Genomic DNA, 17661 nt, shown 5'->3' on the forward strand with positions numbered 1-17661 from the left:
GTAAACGAGCATTTTACTCAGAGCCGGTGTCGCGCCGGCGGTTCCCCGGCGGGGCCTTCGCGCACGGCGGCGATGCGCTGCACGAAGCGCGCGGGCGCTTCCAGGAAACCGTCTTCGTAGGCCACCACGCGCAGGCCCTGGCAGGCCTGCAGCAGTTCGCCGGGGCGCAGCAGGAAATCCGGGCGCGCGGGCTTGCCCACGGTTTCGTTGCCGGCTGCGAAGGTTTCATAGAGCAGCACGCCGCCCGGCGCGACGCTGGCGGCGATGACCGGCAGCAGCGGCCGCCAGAGGTAGTTCGTGACGACCACGCCCTCGAAGCGGCGGCCGGCCAGGGGCCAGGGCCCGCCTTCGATGTCGACCAGCAGGGCCTGGCCGAGCGGCGCCACGGCCTCGATGGCCTGCGGCGAACGGTCGACGCCGACCACCGGGTGGCCGTGCTGCGCAAACCAGCGCATGTGGCGGCCCAGGCCGCAGGCCACGTCGAGCACCGTGCCGTGCGCGGGCACGAGGTGCGACCAGCGCCGGACCCAGGCGGAGGGGGCTTCGCTGCCGTGCGCCGGCGGCGGGGCGGGAGACTGCGTGCTCAATGCGGCTTGACCTCGTCCTTGAGCGCGGCCAGCGCCATCTTCTCCACCAGGCCGGGCGCCACGAGCTTCATGAAGCGGCCGAGCCGGCCCCTGGCCGTCATCACCACCTCGCGCTGGCGCCGCTCCATGCCCTCGAGGATCAGGCGCGCGCATTCCTCGGTGCTCATGGCGTCGTCCTCCTTGAGCCCGCTGGCACCGGCGGCCACGCCCTGGGCGTTGTAGCCGCGGTAGCGGATCTGGGTGGCCACCACGCCGGGGTAGGCCGTGGTGACACTCACGCCCGCGCCCCTGAGTTCGGCGCGCAGCGCCTCGAAGAAGCCGGTCATGGCGAACTTGGTGGCGCTGTAGGCGGTGCGCCCCGGGACGCCCATCAGGCCGGCCAGCGAAGACACGGCGACGATCTGGCCGCGCGTGGCCTTCAGGTGGGCGAGCGCCGCGTGGGTGCACCAGACGCTGCCCCACAGGTTGACGCGCATCAGGTTCTCGTACCAGGCCAGGTCCTCGGCCCGCACGTCCGAGAACAGCGCCTGGGCCGACACGCCCGCGTTGTTGATGAGCGCATCGAGCCGGCCGAAGGCCTGCATGGCGGCCGCGATCAGGGCGCGGCATTGGGCCTCGACCGAGACGTCGGTCTTCACCACCAGCACCTGCGCGCCCAGCTCGCGGCATTGCGCGGCCACGGCCTGCAGCGCCTCCTCGTTGCGGGCCGCCAGCACCAGGGCCGCGCCGGCCCCGTGCGTGCGCGCCAGTTGCCGCGCCATCTCGGCGCCGATGCCATCCGACGCACCGGTGATCACTATGGTTTTCATAGCAGGAAATGACCTATCTGCCTGGACCTCAGGCCAAAAACGTCTGAACCAGGCCCTAAAAGCAGGCCCAGACCTGGTTGGCGAGTGTGACCAGGAAGTCGGGCCGCGTGTACAGGGCAAACACTGCCAGCAGCACCGCCAGCGCGGTGCCGTAGGCCAGCAGCTTGCGGCCTGTTGTCATCTCAGCGCTCCATGAGCGCTACGCGCCGCCCGCAGCGGCTCCAAAGGCCGCGGAGCAGGCCATGCCAGTGCACCCGCGGAACCGGCTTGGCCGGGCCGCTGGGTGAGCCCCCTTGAGGGGGCTGAGAGGCCGCGGCTCCAGACCTGCCTGCGCAGGTCTGGACGGACTCGAAGAGCCACTGCCTCTGGCAGCGGCATCACGCCGCAGGCGCTTCGGGGGTGTTTCATTTCAAGCCCCCTGGGGCGCGGTGCGCCGGATCGCGTTTTCCTTGACCGGCAGGTTGACCAGGGCCGCGAAGATGCCCAGCGCGATCGCGATGTACCAGACCACGTCGTAGCTGCCGGTGCGGTCATACAGGTAGCCGCCCAGCCAGACGCCCATGAAGCTGCCGATCTGGTGGCTGAAGAACACGAAGCCGCTCAGCATCGACAGGTGCGCCACGCCGAAGATCTGCGCCACCACCGCATTGGTGGGCGGCACGGTGGACAGCCACAGCAGGCCCATCACGGCCGAGAACAGGTAGACGCTCGCCGGCGACAGCGGCGCCAGCAGGAACAGGCTGATGGCCACGGCGCGTGCGAAATAGATGAAGGCCAGGATGTTCTTCTTGGCCAGCCGCTGGCCCAGCGTGCCCGCGATGTAGGTGCCGAACACGTTGAACAGGCCGATCAGCGCCAGCGCGTAGCTGGCCACCTGGGGCGACAGGCCCTTGTCCTTGAGGTAGCTGGGCATGTGCACGCCGATGAACACCACCTGGAAGCCGCAGACGAAGTAGCCCGCCATCAGCAGCTGGAAGCTCGGGTACTTGAAGGCTTCGCGCAGCGCCTGGCCGATGGTCTGCTCGCGCCGCGGCGCGGCGCCGCCGGCGAAGCCCGGCTCGCGCAGGCCCCAGGCCAGCGGCACCATGAGCAGGGCGGCGAAGCCCAGCAGCGTCAGCGCTTGCTGCCAGCCGAAGCTGCTGATCAGGAAGCCCTCGGTCGGCACCATCAGGAACTGGCCGAATGAGCCGGCCGCCGCCGCGATGCCCATGGCCCAGGAGCGCTTGTCGGCCGCCACGTTGCGGCCGATCACGCCATAGATCACCGCGTAGGTGGTGCCGGCCTGCGCCGCGCCAATCAGCACGCCCGCCGTGCCCGCGAACAGCAGCGGCGTGGGCGAATGCGCCATGCCCATCAGGCCCAGCGCATAGAGCAGCGCGCCGCCGATGATGACGCGGAAGGCGCCGAAGCGGTCGGCCAGCATGCCCGCGAAGATGCCGGCGCAGCCCCAGGTCAGGTTCTGCAGGGCGATGGCGAAGGCGAAGGTCTCGCGGCTCCAGCCGTTGGCCTGGGTCACCGGCTGGAGCCAGAGCCCGAAGCCGTGGCGGATGCCCATGGACAGGGTCACGATGGCCGCGCCGCAGACCAGCAGCTGGGCCATCGACAGTTGTTTGGGTTGTGAACTCATGCGCAGAATGTAGCGATTTCGGGCCGAGGCTGCAGGCGGCCTCCGGGGTGTGCCGGCCAGGTGGCTGTATTTGTATCCAGTGGTTTGGGCGGCAAGCCACTACAATCCGCCCCATGGCTACGAATCAGGCAGGCAAACTGCCCTCCGACTATTCCGAAGGTTCGATCCGCGTGCTCAAGGGGCTGGAGCCCGTCAAGCAGCGCCCGGGCATGTACACCCGCACCGACAACCCGCTGCATGTGATCCAGGAAGTGCTGGACAACGCGGCCGACGAGGCGCTTGCGGGCCACGGCAAGAAGATCAAGGTCACGCTGCATGCCGACAGCTCGGTCAGCGTCGAGGACGACGGCCGCGGCATTCCCTTCGGCCTGCATCCCGAAGAAAAGGCGCCGGTGGTCGAGCTGGTCTACACCCGGCTGCACGCCGGCGGCAAGTTTGACAAGGGCTCGGGCGGCGCCTACAGCTTCTCGGGCGGCTTGCATGGCGTGGGCGTGTCGGTGACCAACGCGCTGTCCAAGCGGCTCGAGGTGGTGACGCACCGCGAGGGCTCGGCCGCCAGGCTGGCCTTCAGCGGCGGCGACGTGATCGAGCCGCTCGAGGTGCGCAAGCTCGAGGCCGGCGAGCGCAAGCAGGGCACCACCGTGCGCGCCTGGCCCGATGCCAAGTATTTCGAAACCGCCGCGCTGCCCATGGGCGAACTCACGCACCTGCTGCGCAGCAAGGCCGTGCTGATGCCTGGCGTGAGCGTCACGCTGGTCAACGAGAAGACCAGGGAAACGCAGCAGTGGCTCTACAAGGGCGGCCTGAGCGACTACCTGGTGCAGACGCTCAATGGCGACCCCGTCATCCCGCTGTTCGAAGGCAGCGGCCATGCCGACAAGAACGCCGACAACTTCGCCGAAGGCGAGGGCGCCGACTGGTGCGTGGCCTTCACCGAAGACGGCCAGCCGGTGCGCGAGAGCTACGTCAACCTCATTCCCACCAGCGCCGGCGGCACGCACGAAAGCGGCCTGCGCGACGGCCTGTTCAACGCGGTGAAGAGCTTCATCGAGCTGCATTCGCTGCTGCCCAAGGGCGTGAAGCTGCTGCCCGAGGACGTGTTCGCGCGCGCCTCGTACGTGCTGAGCGCCAAGGTGCTCGACCCGCAGTTCCAGGGCCAGATCAAGGAGCGCCTGAACTCGCGCGACGCCGTGCGCCTGGTGTCGAGCTTCGTGCGCCCGGCGCTCGAGCTGTGGCTCAACCAGCACGTCGACTACGGCAAGAAGCTGGCCGAACTGGCCATCAAGGCCGCGCAGACGCGCCAGCGCGCCGGCCAGAAGGTCGAGAAGCGCAAGGGCTCGGGCGTGGCCGTGCTGCCCGGCAAGCTGACCGACTGCGAGAGCAAGGACACCAGCCACAACGAAGTCTTCCTGGTCGAGGGCGACTCCGCCGGCGGCAGCGCCAAGATGGGCCGCGACAAGGAGAGCCAGGCCATCCTGCCGCTGCGCGGCAAGGTGCTCAACACCTGGGAGGTCGAGCGCGACCGGCTGTTCGCCAACAACGAGATCCACGACATCTCGGTGGCCATCGGCGTCGATCCGCATGGCCCGAACGATACGCCCGACCTGTCCGGCCTGCGCTACGGCAAGGTCTGCATCCTGAGCGATGCCGATGTCGACGGCTCGCACATCCAGGTGCTGCTGCTGACGCTGTTCTTCCGGCATTTCCCCAAGCTGATCGAGGCCGGCCACGTGTTCGTGGCGCGCCCGCCGCTGTTCCGCATCGATGCGCCGGCACGCGGCAAGAAGCCCGCCTCCAAGGTCTATGTGCTGGACGAAGGCGAGCTGGCGGCCACCCTGGACAAGCTGCGCAAGGAAGGCGTGCGCGAAGGCAGCTGGAGCATCAGCCGCTTCAAGGGCCTGGGCGAGATGAGCGCGGGGCAGCTGTGGGAAACCACGCTCAACCCCGACACCCGCCGCCTGCTGCCGGTGCAGCTCGGCAGCCTGGACTTCGGCCAGACCGAGAACCTGATCACCAAACTCATGGGCAAGGGCGAAGCCGCCGCCCGCCGCGAGCTCATGGAGCTGCACGGCGACGCGGTGGACGTCGACATCTGAGCGCACGCGAGAACCGCCCCGCATGAACATCGTCTACAACGCAAGGCACGCCGCCCATGCGCCGCAGCAGGAATTTTTCCGCGGCCGGCTGGTGCCTGCCGTGGACCGGCCCGAACGCGCCGCGCAACTGTGGCAGGCGCTGCAGCACAGCGGCCTGGGCACGGAGCGGCCCCTGCGCGACCACGGCCTGGCGCCGCTCGAGCGCGTGCACAGCCCGGCCTACCTGCGCTTCCTGCAGGGCGCCTACGCGCAGTGGCAAGCGCTGGGCGGCACGGGCGAGGCGTTTCCGGCGGTCTGGCCGGTGCGCACGCTGCGCCACGACATCGAGCCGCGCAATTTCTCGGGCCAGCTCGGCCTGTACTCCATGGACAACGGCACGCCGCTGACCGCCGGCGCCTGGGAGGCCGCCTACTGGGGCGCCCAGGCCGCGCTCAGCGGGCTGGACGCACTGGCCGGGCAAGGGGCGGGCGCCAGCGCCTACGTGCTCACGCGTCCGCCGGGCCACCATGCGGGGCGCGATTTCTTCGGCGGCTACTGCTTCGTCAACCACGCGGCCGTGGCGGCGCAGGCCGCGCTCGACGGCGGCGCGGCGCGCGTGGCCGTGCTCGACCTCGACTACCACCACGGCAACGGCACCCAGGCCCTGTTCTACGACCGCAGCGACGTGCTGTTCGTGAGCCTCCATGGCGACCCGCTGACCGAGTACCCGTTCTACCTCGGCCATGCCGACGAGCGCGGCGAAGGCGCGGGCCTGGGCTGCAACCTCAACCTGCCGCTGGCGGCCGGCACGAGCAACGCCGACTGGCTGGTGGCCCTGCGCGAGGCGCTGGCCTGCGTGAGCGCCTACGCGCCCGAGCTGCTGGTGGTCTCGCTCGGGCTCGACACCAGCGCCGACGACCCGATCTGCAGCTTCTCGCTGGGCACGGACGAATTCACCGCCATCGGCCGCAGCCTGGCCGCGCTGGGCCTGCCCTGCCTGCTGGTGCAGGAGGGCGGCTACGCGGTCGAGGCCGTCGGAGCGCACCTGCTGGCGGTGCTCGGCGGGCTGGCCCGCCCTCGGCAGGGGGCCGTGGCATGAGCAGCCGTGTGCGCCTGCGCCCCACCATGCAGAGCGACCTGGAGTTCGTGCTCTCGCTCGAGCAGGACCAGGCCAACCAGCCCTTCATCACGCCCTGGGAGCGCACTCAGCACGAGGCGGCGATCCGCTTTCCCGATTTCCGGCACTTCATCATCGAGGGCGGCCCGGACCTGGACGCCGAGGGCTTCCTGATCCTGATCGGCTGTCGCAGCCCGCACCAGTCGCTGGAGCTCAAGCGCATGGTGGTGCGCACGCAGGGCGCGGGCTTCGGCCGCGCCGCCCTGCGCGTGGCCAAGAAGGTGGCGTTCGACGACCTCGGCGCGCACCGGCTGTGGCTGGACGTGAAGGCCCACAACACCCGGGCCCAGGCGCTGTACGACAGCGAGGGCTTCGTGGTCGAGGGCCGCCTGCGCGAGGCGGTGCGCGTGGCTCGCTCGGAAGGCGGCGGCTACGACTCGCTGATCGTCATGTCCATGCTGCAGCCCGAATTCGCCGCCCGACGCGGCCTCGGCCGGGAGCTCTTCGCATGAGCCGATTCTGGCATCAAATAGGCTGGAGGTCCTTGCTGGCGGGTCTTGGATTGCTATCAATTTTGCAGCAGCCGGCGCATGCCGACGTGTGGGGCTATGTCGACGAGAAGGGCGTGGCGCATTTCGCCGCGGAGCGCGAGGACGAGCGCTACGAGCTGTTCTTCCGCGGCGACGAGAGCTTCGACACCGCCCAGGGCGTGGCCCCCGGCGCGGCGGCCCGGGGCGCGGGCACGCCGCGCGCGGTCAGCGTGCCGACCGCCGGGCCCCGGCTGATCGCCTTCTTCGAGGTGTCGCCGAGCTACAAGGCGATCAAGCATGTGCTGCGCGAGGCCTCGGACCTGCACAAGATCGACTACGAGCTGCTGCAGGCGCTGATCGCCACCGAATCCGGCTTCGACACCGGCGCCGTCTCGCCCAAGGGCGCGGTCGGGCTGATGCAGATCATGCCCGCCACGGCGCAGCGCTACGGCGTGCAGGGCGACCGCACCGCCCCGGTCGAGAAGAAGCTGACCGATCCGCGTATCAACATCCGCGCCGGCGCGCGCTACCTGAGCGACCTGATCGCCATGTTCCCTGGCCGGCTCGAGCTGGCGCTGGCCGCCTACAACGCGGGCGAGGGCGCGGTGCAGCGCGCGGGCAACCAGATTCCCAATTACAAGGAAACGCAGAACTATGTGAAGACGGTGATGCAGCTCTACACCATGCTGAAGCCGCCCTCCATGATGTCCACGCCCCGGCGCGTGCGCATGGAGCTGCCGGGCAGCGTGCCCGGGCGCGGCAACATGGTGGCCCCCCTGGGCGGCGCGGTCAGCGCGGCGCCCGTGTCTTCCGAATTCAAGATTGAACGCGACTAGGGCCTGCGGGCACTGAAAAAACAGTGTGAGCAGGCCTTGGTCTCCCGGCATGGACCGTGTGAACAGGCCCTGATTCTTCAATGAGCAACCAACCGACTCTCGATTTCTCCTCGGGCGAATCCGACGACTCGCTCAACCTGGCCAGCTATGCCCAGCGCGCCTACCTCGAATACGCGCTGAGCGTGGTCAAGGGCCGCGCGCTGCCCGACGTGTGCGACGGCCAGAAGCCGGTGCAGCGGCGCATCCTGTACTCGATGTCGCGCATGGGCCTGGGCTTCGGCGGGCCCAACGGCAACACCGGCGCCAAGCCCGTGAAGAGCGCGCGCGTGGTGGGCGACGTGCTGGGCCGCTTCCATCCGCACGGCGACCAGGCCGCCTACGACGCGCTGGTGCGCATGGCGCAGGATTTCTCCCAGCGCTACCCGCTGATCGACGGCCAGGGCAACTTCGGCAGCCGCGACGGCGACGGCGCCGCGGCCATGCGCTACACCGAGGCGCGGCTGGCTCGCATCACCAGCCTGCTGCTCGACGAGATCGACGAGGGCACGGTGGACTTCGCGCCCAATTACGACGGCTCGACCGAGGAGCCTCGCCAGTTGCCCGCGCGGCTGCCGTTCGCGCTGCTCAACGGTGCCAGCGGCATCGCCGTGGGCCTGGCCACCGAAATCCCGAGCCACAACCTGCGCGAGGTGGCCGAGGCCTGCGTGGCCCTGATCCGCAACCCCCAGCTCGGCGACGACGAGCTGTTCACGCTGGTGCCCGGCCCCGACTATCCGGGCGGCGGCCAGATCATCAGCAGCGCCTCCGACATCGCCGAGGCCTACCGCAGCGGACGCGGCAGCCTCAAGGTGCGCGCGCGCTGGAAGATCGAAGACCTCGCGCGCGGCCAGTGGCAACTGGTGGTCACCGAGCTGCCGCCCGGCGTGAGCTCGCAGCGCGTGCTCGAAGAGATCGAGGAGCTGACCAACCCCAAGGTCAAGACTGGCAAGAAGGCCTTGAGCCAGGAGCAGATCCAGCTCAAGGCCAGCGTGCTGGCCGTGCTCGACGTGGTGCGCGACGAATCCTCCAAGGACGCGCCGGTGCGCCTGGTGTTCGAGCCCAAGACCAGCCGCATCGAACAGCAGGAGCTGATCACCGCGCTGCTGGCGCACACCAGCCTGGAGACCTCGGCGCCCATCAACCTCACGATGGTGGGGCTGGACGGCCGGCCGGTGCAGAAGTCGCTGCGCCAGATGCTGGTGGAGTGGATCGAGTTCCGCCAGGCCACGGTGGCGCGCCGCTCGCAGCACCGCCTGAACAAGGTGCTGGACCGCATCCACATCCTCGAAGGGCGGCAGCTCGTGCTGCTCAACATCGACGAAGTGATCGCCATCATCCGCCAGTCCGACGAGCCCAAGGCGGCGCTGATCGCGCGCTTCTCCCTGAGCGACCGGCAGGCCGAGGACATCCTTGAAATCCGCCTGCGTCAGCTCGCACGGCTCGAAGCCATCAAGATCGAGCAGGAGCTCGCCGGCCTGCGCGAGGAGCAGAAGAAGCTCGAAGACATCCTCGGCAGCCCGGCCGCGCTGCGCCGCCTGCTGATCAAGGAGATCGAGGCCGACGCCAAGCAGTTCGCCGACCCGCGCCGCACGCTGATCGAGGAGCAGAAGAAGGCCGTGGCCGAGGTCAAGGTGGTGGACGAGCCGGTGACCGTGGTGGTCTCGCAAAAGGGCTGGGTGCGCGCGCGCAGCGGCCACGGCCACGAGGCCGCGAGCTTTGCCTTCAAGGCCGGCGACGGGCTGTACGGCACCTTCGAGTGCCGCACGGTGGACCAGCTGCTGGTGTTCGGCAGCAACGGCCGCGTGTACTCGGTGGCGGTGGCGATGCTGCCCGGCGCGCGCGGCGACGGCCAACCCGTCACCACGCTGATCGAACTCGAATCGGGCACCCAGCTCGCGCACTACTTCGCGGGCCCAGCGGGCGCCACGCTGCTGCTGTCGGGCTCGGGCGGCTACGGCTTCCTGGCCACGGTGGAGAGCATGGTGTCGCGCCAGAAGGGTGGCAAGGCCTTCATCAGCGTGGGCGAAGGCGAGACCGTGTGCCGGCCCTCGCCAGTGGCCGGCTTGCCGGTGAGCACCGCGGCGGGCACGCAGCCGCTGGCAGCGGCCACGCATGTGGCCTGCGCCTCCACCGGCGGGCGCATCCTGACTTTCGAGATCGCCGAGCTCAAGGCCATGGAGAAGGGCGGCCGCGGCCTGATGCTGATCGACCTCGATGCCAAGGACGCCCTGGCCGGGGCGGCGGCCTACACGCGCAGCGTGCGCATCGAAGGCATCGGCCGCGGCGGCAAGGAGCGCGAAGAGACACTCGAAATCCGCAGCCTCAACAACGCCCGCGCCGCACGCGGGCGCAAGGGCAAGGCGGCCGACCTCGGCTTCAAGCCCACGACCGTGGCGAGGGTGGAATGATGGACGGCCTCAGCCTGTCGAGCGTGGTGGTGGCCGCGCTGGGCTTCGCCATCGCCTTCGGCATTGCCCGCACCATCGCCACCGTGGTCGGCAAGCGCCGCCGCGCGCGCGAGCAGGCCGAGGCGCAGCGCCAGCAGAGCCGCCAGGTCAAGCGCGCGCTGGAGCGCAAGCGCAAGGGGTAGTTTTCAGGTGAGGTGCTGCTGCGTGCGCCTGGGCAAGGAGCGCGAGCAGATGCTCTGGTGCGTGCCCCGAATGGCGTCGGGCGACACCACGTCGCTCCAGGCGCGGGTGTCAGCCGATCTCCGCGATCAGCTCGATCTCGACGCAGGCGCCCATCGGAATCTGCGCCACGCCGAAGGCGCTGCGCGCATGCGCGCCCTTGTCGCCGAACACCTGGCCGAACAGCTCGCTCGCGCCGTTGGTGACGAGGTGCTGCTCGGTGAAGTCGCCGGTGGAGTTCACCAGGCTCATGAGCTTGACGATGCGCTTGACCTTGTTCAGGTCGCCCACGGCGGCGTGCAGCGTGCCCAGCAGGTCCACGGCCACGGCGCGCGCGGCGGCCTTGCCTTCGTCGGTCGTCATGTCGCGGCCGAACTGGCCGGCCCAGGCCTTGCCGTCCTTCTTGGCGATGTGGCCGGACAGGAACACCAGGTTGCCGGTCTGCACGAAGGGCACGTAGGCGGCGGCGGGCACGGCCACGGGCGGCAGGCTGATGTTCAGTTCCTTGAGTTTGTCGTACACGCTCATGATGCTTCCTTTTTTGAATGAAATCGGCCGGATGTCCGCGCCGGATGGTCATCGGTTGCTATTGAATCGATAGCAGTCCGGGTGTGCCGCGCAGCGCGGGCGGTGCGTCAGATTGTAGGCCGGGCCTGCGCGAGCGGCTGTGCCAACGGCTGCACCGTGACGGCCACGTCGAGCGTGTGGCGCGCGCCGCCGTGGATCACGCCGCGCACGGGCGACACGTCGGAGAAGTCGCGGCCCGTGGCCAGCGTCACGTAGTCCTCGCCCGGGGCACGGTTGTTGGTGGGGTCGAAGTCGCACCAGACGCCGCTGCCGCCTTCGGCGCCGGGCACGTAGACCGAGGCCCAGGCGTGCGAGGCGTCGCTGCCGATCAGGCGCGGCTGGCCGGGCGGCGGCTCGGTCAGCAGGTAGCCGCTGACGTAGCGCGCGCTCAGGCCCATGGCGCGCAGGCAGGCCACCATGATGTGGGCGAAATCCTGGCACACGCCCTTGCGCTGCGCCAGAGCCTCCAGCGCCGGGGTGCTGACTTCGGTGCTCTGCGATTCGTAGGTGAAGTCGCCGTGGATGCGCTCCATCAGGTCGTGCGCGGCCAGCAGCAGCGGCACGCCGGCGCCGAAGCTCGGCCGCGCATAGGCCGCGAAGGCCTCGTGGCGCGGCGCGCAGGGCGAGGCGAACACGAACTCGGCCGCGCCGTCGTAGGCCGCGCCCGCGTGGTAGCGGAAACGCTCGCGCACCTGCTCCCAGGGCGGGCTGCTCGCGGGCGGCGCGGGGGCGCGGGTGGACACCACGCTGTCGGCGCGCACCAGCAGTTCGTCGTGCACGCTTTGCAGCGAGAAGAAGGAGCGCGTGTTGCCGTAGACATCGAGCGCCTCGGTCTGCTGCGCCGGCGCAGGCTCGACGGTCAGCGTGTGGCGCAGCAGCTGCTGCGTGGCGGTCTGCCGCGGCTTCAGGTGCGCCATGTGCTGCGCCGTCTCCACGGGCGGCGTGTAGGCGTATCGGGTGTCGTGGACGATGTGCAGCAGCATGGTGGGCCTCGCGGGGGGCTCAGGCGCCGACGCTGTAGCGGGCCTCGCCCGAGTGCGTGAAGTACAGCGAGCCGATCTCGTCGGACACGCGGTAGGCCGCCGCGGTGCACTGCTGCAGCCGCTCGACCAGCGCGCGGTGGGCGCCGTCGGCGCCGGGCTCGCACAGCGGCGCCAGCGCCCAGGCGCCGGGGTCGGGCACGCCCAGGGCCAGTTCGCTCAGCTCGCCCGGCGCGCTGCCGGCCAGCTTGGCCAGGCGCCCGCGCAGGGTCTGCGCCACCCAGCCGAGCGAGCGCGGGTTGTCGCGGTCGAGCACCAGCAGGTCGAGCAGGGCGGCCACGTCGCGCCGCTGCTGGTACTGCGCGTGGAAGGTGATGGTGCTGTCGAACAGCGAGATCATGGCCTCGAAGCCGCCGTCGCCGTGCACCGAGCCGGTCTCGAAGCCCTCGGCCAGCGCCGAGGCGAGGAAGCCCAGGCGCTCCAGGTGGCGGCCGATGGACAGCAAGCGCCAGCCGTCGTCGCGCGTCATGCGGTCGGTTTGCGCGCCGGTCATGGCCGCCATGTAGCTGCTGGCCGATTCGAGCACGCGCAATGCCTCCACCGGGGAGTAGTCGCCGTCCTCGGCCTGCCCGGCGCAGCGCAGGAAGAACTCGTGCTCGGCGCGCACGATCACGTTCCACTGCTCGGGCGACAGCCGCTCGCGCACGGCCGAGGCCGCGCCCTTGAGCGCGCGCAGGTTGTAGCCCACGCTGGTGACGTCGGCATCGCCCAGGCCCGCGATCAGCGAGCGTTCGAACACGCGCCGCGCCTGGGCGGCCGACGGCACGCCGGGCCGCACCAGGGCATTGCCGGTGGCCAGCGCGTTGAGCCAGGCCAGCAGCGGCGGCGAGGACTGGTCTTCGCCATTGAGGCATTCGAGCGTGAGGCGCGCCAGGCGCAGGGTGTTCTCGGCGCGCTCGGTGTAGCGACCCAGCCAGAACAGGTTCTCGGCGGCACGGCTGGTGACCAGGCGCTTGCGGTGCGCCAGCGCGGCCGGCGTCAGCGGCGGCTGCAGCATCGTGGTGTGGTCGACCTCGCCGCGCGTGAGCGCCCAGGCGTCGGCGCTGCTGCCGCCGCGCTGCATGGAGGCGATCTCCTCACCCGCGGTGGCGATGCGCACCAGCCCGCCGGGCAGCACGTGCCAGGACTGCGGGCCGTCGCACAGCGCGAACACGCGCAGCATGGCCGAGCGCGGCGCGATGCGCTCGTCCTGCCAGGTGGGCATCTGCGACAGCGGCAGGTAGGCCTGCACCGTGTGCTCGTCGCCCTGGCGCAGGATGCGGCCGCTCCATTCGTCGAGCCCGCGGCGCGACAGCGTGCGCCCCACCACGGCATTGAACGATCCGTGGCTGGCCGAGCCCGGGTAGGTGGGCTTGATCACGCAGTCGCGCAGCTGCGGCAGCACCTCCTCCAGGGCCGCGCGCTCGCCGCACCACCAGGTGGGCAGGGCGGGCAGCAGCAGCTCCTCGCCCAGCAGGTGGCGCGACAGCGCCGGCAGGAAGCCCAGCAGCGCGGTGGATTCGAGGAAGGCCGAGCCTGGCGCGTTGGCCACCAGCACGTTGCCCGCGCGGATGGCCTGCAGCAGCCCGGGCACGCCCAGGGTGGAGTCGGAGCGCAGCTCCAGAGGATCGAGGTACTGGTCGTCCAGCCGCTTGAGCAGGCCGTGCACCGGCTCCAGGCCCTGCAGGGTCTTGAGGTACAGGCGCTGGTCGCGCACCGTGAGGTCGCTGCCCTCGACCAGCGTGAGGCCGAGGTAGCGCGCCAGGTAGGCGTGCTCGAAATAGGTTTCGTTGTAGGGGCCGGGCGTGAGCAGGGCGATGTGCGAGTCGGCGCCGGCCGGGCTCATCTGCTTGAGGCCATCGACCAGCGCGCGGTAGCTCGCGGCCAGGCGCTGCACCTGCATGGACTCGAAGGCCTGCGGAAACAGGCGCGAGGTGATGATGCGGTTTTCCAGCAGATAGCCCAGGCCCGAGGGCGCCTGGGTGCGCTGCGACACCACCCACCAGTTGCCGTCGGGGCCGCGCGCCAGATCGAAGGCCGCGATGTGCAGGTGTGTGCCGCCCACCGGCGGCACGCCATGCATGGCGCGCAGGTAGCCGGGATGGCCCTGCACCAGCGCCGCCGGCAGCAGGCCCTGGGCCAGCAGCTCCTGCGGGCCGTAGACGTCGGCCATCACGCGGTCGAGCACGCGCACGCGCTGCTGCACGCCGGCCTCGATCTGCTGCCAGCTCTCGGGCGAGAGGATCAGCGGAAACAGGTCGAGCGACCAGGGCCGCTGCGGGCCGTGGCGGTCGGCATAGACGTTGTAGGTGATGCCGTTGTCGCGCACCTGCCGCTCCAGGTTGGCGGTGCGGCGGTCCAGGTCGCCGAAGCCGTCGGTGCCAAGATGTTCGAAGAATTGGCTCCAGGTCCGCGCCAGCGGGTCATTTTCTGCTACTGATTTGGGAGCGCCCTGGCCATCGTCGCGGCGCTGCCCGCGCAGTTCGTCGTAGTGGCCGGGCGCGGCAGGAGCCGCCAGGGCCGAGGCCAACTGGGCGGGGGCTTCAAGCGCGCCGGCTTCGAAGAGGGAGGTGTTGTGTTTTTCCACTTGTCGCTGGATTGTCACACCGAGGTGTAAAGCCGCCGAAACAGCAGGCCACAGGGCTCATGCAGTTGTTGTGCCAAAGCGACTTTTGCGGCGCTCGGCCCCGGGCGGCCTCGCCATGGGAGATGCACCATGCGCTGCAGCAAGCAGCCACGGCGCCGAGATGCTTCATTCAAAGCGCGATTCCCTTCAATGCGAAAAAGCCGGGTTGACGATATTGAAGCTGCATGGCTCAATTGTTTTGATTTGAAAAATCCATCTCTATAGAAGTATAGAAAATGGTTCTAAAAGTGGTTGTGGGACGAGGGAATTCAAGATGAGGTGGCGTGCTCGCTGTTTGGGGCTGGTTTCCATGGTGCTGTCGATTTCAGGATGCTGGGGGGACGGCAACTCCGGTGGTTTTTCAAGCCAGGAGGATGGCGTGTTCTATCGCCCCAAGGCCATCGCCCTGCAAGCCGACGCCGCGGGAGAGGCGGTGCGTCTCTTCGTGGTCAATGACGACGACTCACTGACCTCCTGCGGCCTGCAGCCCGATGGCTCCATGGCGGCTTGCAGCAACCGCAAGAACCCCCACCTCGCGGCCGTCAACCATGTCGCCATCCACCCGGGGACCCAGACGCTCCTGTTCGATCAGGCGGCGGGGGCTTCGCTCACGAGCTGCGCGCTCGATGCGGGCCTGGGCCTCGCCGCGTGCCAGCCGAGCACCGATGGCGGCGCCATCCAGGACGCCCGGTCGGTGGCGTTCAATGCGAGCGGACGGCAGGCCTACGTCGTCCTGGCGGACAGCCGCGTCGTCCGTTGTGCGGTGGCCGGCAACGGCGTCCTGCAGAGCTGTGCCACGGTGCCGCTTCCCGGCGGACTGGGGCGGCCCGCCACCCTCCGGCTGCTCGCCACGGCCTCCGGCGAATATGCCTATCTGCTGAACAGCGGTGGGGATGCGTCCATTTCGGTCTGCACGGTCTCGCCGTCCACCGGAAACTTTGAGCGCTGTGTGGCCGAGCGTGGGAACGGTGTTTTCACGGCCCCGTCCTCCATGACCTTCAATCCGGCCAGAAGCCACGCCTACATTGCGAATGCAGACACGAACAGCATTGCGATCTGCGGCGTGTCGGCAACGGGCGGGCTGGTGTCGTGCCGCAACTCGGATGGCGAGGGCACCTTTGCGGCGGTCAGCGCGCTGTCGTTCGATCCCGCCGGGAAACGCGCCTATGCGGCCAATGCGCTGAACAGCACGATCTCGGTCTGCACGGTGGCGAGCCAGGGCGGGGATCTCAACGCCTGCTCCGTGTTCACCATCGAGGATTTCGAGTACACGACCGACATGGTCATCGGCACCCGGCAGGGGGGCTTGATCGCGTACATCGTCAGCTTCAGCAACGGGGCCGTCTACGGCTGTCCGCTCGACAAGGCGGGCGAATTCACGTCGTGCGCCAGTACCGAGTGAGGGCGGGAGATAAAAATGAAGTATTGCCGCCCCCTTGTTTTCGCCCTGTGGTCCCTGCTGCTGTCCATGCAGGCGCTGGCCCAGCCGCTGTACTACAACATCGCTCACGCCATCAACAACTCCCGCTACATCGGCTGGGCCGTGGCCGGCGGAGCCAACGGCATCGAAGCCGACCTGAATTTTGCGCAGGATGGCGCGCTCACCACCTTCCAGCACAGGACGATGTGCGAATGCCAGACCATTGGCATCAAGCCCTTTGATATTTCAATCCATCTGTTCAAGGAAACGGGAATTTGCAAACGGATGATGCATGAGGATCCGGAATACAAACCGGATTCGTCGAGCAGCGTCACCCTGCGCGTCACGGACGCAGCCTCTGCCTGCAACGTGTATGAAAACGCCACGAGCTATCTCCGGAATCTGGCGGCGCATCCATCGATCGCGCTGTTCATCATCGATTCGAAGGTGGCCCGCTCCTTCAACAAAAACGATGATGTCGTGCGTGGCGCGGCCGGCCGCAACGTCGTGGCGGCCATCAATCAGCACCTGTTCGGCGCCGGCTACCGAGGCAAAGTGGTGGTCGGGGTCGCCGACTCGAAGGACCATGCCTACATCCGCGGCGCCGTGGAGGCCGCAAAAAGCTCCCCATACCGGGACAGGATCTATTTCTCGTTCGACGAGGATGGCGGTGGCTGGGTGTTCGTGGCGAAAGAGGCTAGAAGCACCATTGCGCTGATCAACTCCATTGCAGGGAACAAGGCCGTGTATGGCTATGGCATATCGGCCAACCTGGAGCGCCGGGTCGGGGCCAAGATGGAAGTTGGAGTGGCCGCCGAGAAGGCGGGCCAGGTCCAGGGAAACTATGTCTGGACCATCGACGCCGCTTCGTCCATGGACGACTACCTCAAGATGGGCGTCCGAGGCATCATGACCAACTGGCCGTCTCGCCTGAATGAGCGGATTGCGGCCTACATCCGCCTCCGTGGCGGACGCCTGGCGGAGCCCGGCGATCCCTTTTGACGAGGCTCGGCGCTTTGATGACTGCTACGGCCCGGGCAACAGCTCCGCAAAATCATGGGCCAAGCGATGCGCATCGCCGGGCCAGCGGGCAGAGAGGTAGTTGCCGTCCCGCACGCTGAAGCCCAGGTCCAGGCGTTCGGGGTGGTCGCGCTTCAGGGCCGGCGGGCCCTGGATGAAGTCCCCGGGCTGCGCCAGGGCCTGGGTCACTTCCTCTTCGACGGTCTGCGGGTAGGTGCGGTAGTAGTCGCCGAGCCACAGGCGCGTCAGGTTCCACGCTGTCAGCTCCATCTGCCGGGTCAGCGCGGTGGTCTTGCGGCCGTACAGCACCGACCGCCCCGAGGCGTTGCGCGAGCGGGCGGCCACCAGCACGCCGTGGCAGATCGCGCCCACCGGCCGGCCGGCCTCGAACATCGCCGCCACCTTGGCCTGCACCAGCACCGATTCGAGGTAGGGCTTCATGCCCACCGCGTGGCCGCCGGGCAGGAACAGCGCATCGCAGGCCGTGGCCGCGAGCTGGCCGTAGGCCAGCGGGTTCTGGAATTCGGGGCTCTGCACCAGCGCGTCATAGGCCTGCCGGCCGTTGGCATCGGCCCGCAGCAGCGGGGCGAGCAGGCCCAGCCCGTCGCCCGTGACCATGCGCGGGTCGGCCGCGCCCATGCGCCCGTCGGGCGTGGCGAAGACGAGGGTGTGGCCGAGCGCGCGCCAGACCTGCCAGGGCACGGCGGCCTCGGTGGGGTCGAAGTCGCTGGCCGGGAGTGGAACCAGGATGGTGGCCATCGC

General features: G+C 69.2%; 16 protein-coding genes. 8 read left to right on the top strand and 8 right to left on the bottom strand.

Annotated features, from left to right (window positions below; translation table 11 throughout):
* Nucleotides 1-17: 17 nt before the first annotated feature.
* The 4 genes from MMF98_RS05590 to MMF98_RS05600 all read right to left on the bottom strand — a co-directional run bounded on the left by MMF98_RS05590 (nucleotide 18) and on the right by MMF98_RS05600 (nucleotide 3023).
* On the bottom strand, nucleotides 18-587 hold the full coding sequence (locus MMF98_RS05590; protein ID WP_243305150.1) for a class I SAM-dependent methyltransferase: 570 nt from the start codon (nucleotides 585-587) through the stop codon (nucleotides 18-20).
* Nucleotides 584-1396, bottom strand: coding sequence for an SDR family oxidoreductase (locus MMF98_RS05595; RefSeq protein ID WP_243305152.1), 813 nt, complete (start codon nucleotides 1394-1396; stop codon nucleotides 584-586). The genes MMF98_RS05590 and MMF98_RS05595 overlap by 4 nt, the downstream gene beginning before the upstream one ends.
* Before the next feature lie 55 nt (nucleotides 1397-1451).
* Complete coding sequence (locus MMF98_RS23610) at nucleotides 1452-1577, bottom strand: hypothetical protein (RefSeq protein ID WP_279343527.1); 126 nt, start codon at nucleotides 1575-1577, stop codon at nucleotides 1452-1454.
* A 228-nt stretch (nucleotides 1578-1805) separates the two neighbouring features.
* Nucleotides 1806-3023, bottom strand: a complete 1218-nt coding sequence (locus MMF98_RS05600; RefSeq protein ID WP_243305154.1) for an MFS transporter — start codon at nucleotides 3021-3023, stop codon at nucleotides 1806-1808.
* 113 nt (nucleotides 3024-3136) lie between these two features.
* Between MMF98_RS05600 and MMF98_RS05605 the strand changes: the two genes are divergently transcribed.
* The 6 genes from MMF98_RS05605 to MMF98_RS05630 all read left to right on the top strand — a co-directional run bounded on the left by MMF98_RS05605 (nucleotide 3137) and on the right by MMF98_RS05630 (nucleotide 10210).
* Nucleotides 3137-5119 carry a DNA topoisomerase IV subunit B gene (locus MMF98_RS05605; RefSeq protein ID WP_243305155.1) on the top strand — a complete coding sequence of 661 codons (1983 nt, stop codon included), beginning with the start codon at nucleotides 3137-3139 and terminating at the stop codon, nucleotides 5117-5119.
* 22 nt (nucleotides 5120-5141) lie between these two features.
* Nucleotides 5142-6197, top strand: coding sequence for a histone deacetylase family protein (locus tag MMF98_RS05610; protein ID WP_243305158.1), 1056 nt, complete (start codon nucleotides 5142-5144; stop codon nucleotides 6195-6197).
* Nucleotides 6194-6727: a GNAT family N-acetyltransferase gene (locus MMF98_RS05615; protein WP_243305160.1), complete on the top strand. Its 534-nt coding sequence runs from the start codon at nucleotides 6194-6196 to the stop codon at nucleotides 6725-6727. Before MMF98_RS05610 ends, MMF98_RS05615 begins: the two co-directional genes overlap by 4 nt.
* A complete protein-coding gene (locus MMF98_RS05620) occupies nucleotides 6724-7581 on the top strand; it encodes a lytic transglycosylase domain-containing protein (RefSeq protein ID WP_423837568.1) in 858 nt (285 codons plus the stop codon). Before MMF98_RS05615 ends, MMF98_RS05620 begins: the two co-directional genes overlap by 4 nt.
* 80 nt (nucleotides 7582-7661) lie before the next feature.
* On the top strand, nucleotides 7662-10028 hold the full coding sequence (gene parC / locus MMF98_RS05625) for a DNA topoisomerase IV subunit A (RefSeq protein WP_243305164.1): 2367 nt from the start codon (nucleotides 7662-7664) through the stop codon (nucleotides 10026-10028).
* The gene (locus MMF98_RS05630) at nucleotides 10025-10210 is read left to right on the top strand and encodes a hypothetical protein (protein WP_243305166.1); all 186 of its coding nucleotides are present in this window, start codon (nucleotides 10025-10027) and stop codon (nucleotides 10208-10210) included. The genes parC and MMF98_RS05630 overlap by 4 nt, the downstream gene beginning before the upstream one ends.
* 109 nt (nucleotides 10211-10319) lie before the next feature.
* On the opposite strand, the gene MMF98_RS05635 is transcribed toward MMF98_RS05630, so the two are convergent.
* From MMF98_RS05635 to MMF98_RS05645, 3 genes are all read right to left on the bottom strand, one after another.
* Complete coding sequence (locus MMF98_RS05635) at nucleotides 10320-10775, bottom strand: RidA family protein (RefSeq protein WP_243305168.1); 456 nt, start codon at nucleotides 10773-10775, stop codon at nucleotides 10320-10322.
* 107 nt (nucleotides 10776-10882) lie between these two features.
* A complete protein-coding gene (locus tag MMF98_RS05640) occupies nucleotides 10883-11797 on the bottom strand; it encodes a transglutaminase family protein (RefSeq protein WP_243305170.1) in 915 nt (304 codons plus the stop codon).
* A 19-nt stretch (nucleotides 11798-11816) separates the two neighbouring features.
* Complete coding sequence (locus MMF98_RS05645) at nucleotides 11817-14420, bottom strand: circularly permuted type 2 ATP-grasp protein (protein WP_243305171.1); 2604 nt, start codon at nucleotides 14418-14420, stop codon at nucleotides 11817-11819.
* Nucleotides 14421-14769: 349 nt separating this feature from the next.
* On the opposite strand from MMF98_RS05645, the gene MMF98_RS05650 reads away from it, so the two are divergent.
* Together MMF98_RS05650 and MMF98_RS05655 are read left to right on the top strand one after the other, a co-directional pair.
* Complete coding sequence (locus MMF98_RS05650) at nucleotides 14770-15861, top strand: lactonase family protein (protein WP_243305174.1); 1092 nt, start codon at nucleotides 14770-14772, stop codon at nucleotides 15859-15861.
* A 15-nt stretch (nucleotides 15862-15876) separates the two neighbouring features.
* Nucleotides 15877-16881: a PI-PLC domain-containing protein gene (locus MMF98_RS05655; RefSeq protein ID WP_243305176.1), complete on the top strand. Its 1005-nt coding sequence runs from the start codon at nucleotides 15877-15879 to the stop codon at nucleotides 16879-16881.
* A gap of 24 nt (nucleotides 16882-16905) precedes the next feature.
* Here the strand turns inward: MMF98_RS05655 and MMF98_RS05660 are convergent, their stop codons facing one another.
* Entirely contained in the window at nucleotides 16906-17658 is a 753-nt protein-coding gene (locus MMF98_RS05660) for a type 1 glutamine amidotransferase domain-containing protein (RefSeq protein ID WP_243305178.1), read from the bottom strand.
* Nucleotides 17659-17661: the final 3 nt, after the last annotated feature.

The organism is Variovorax terrae, from assembly GCF_022809125.1.
Taxonomy (GTDB): domain Bacteria; phylum Pseudomonadota; class Gammaproteobacteria; order Burkholderiales; family Burkholderiaceae_C; genus Variovorax_A; species Variovorax_A terrae.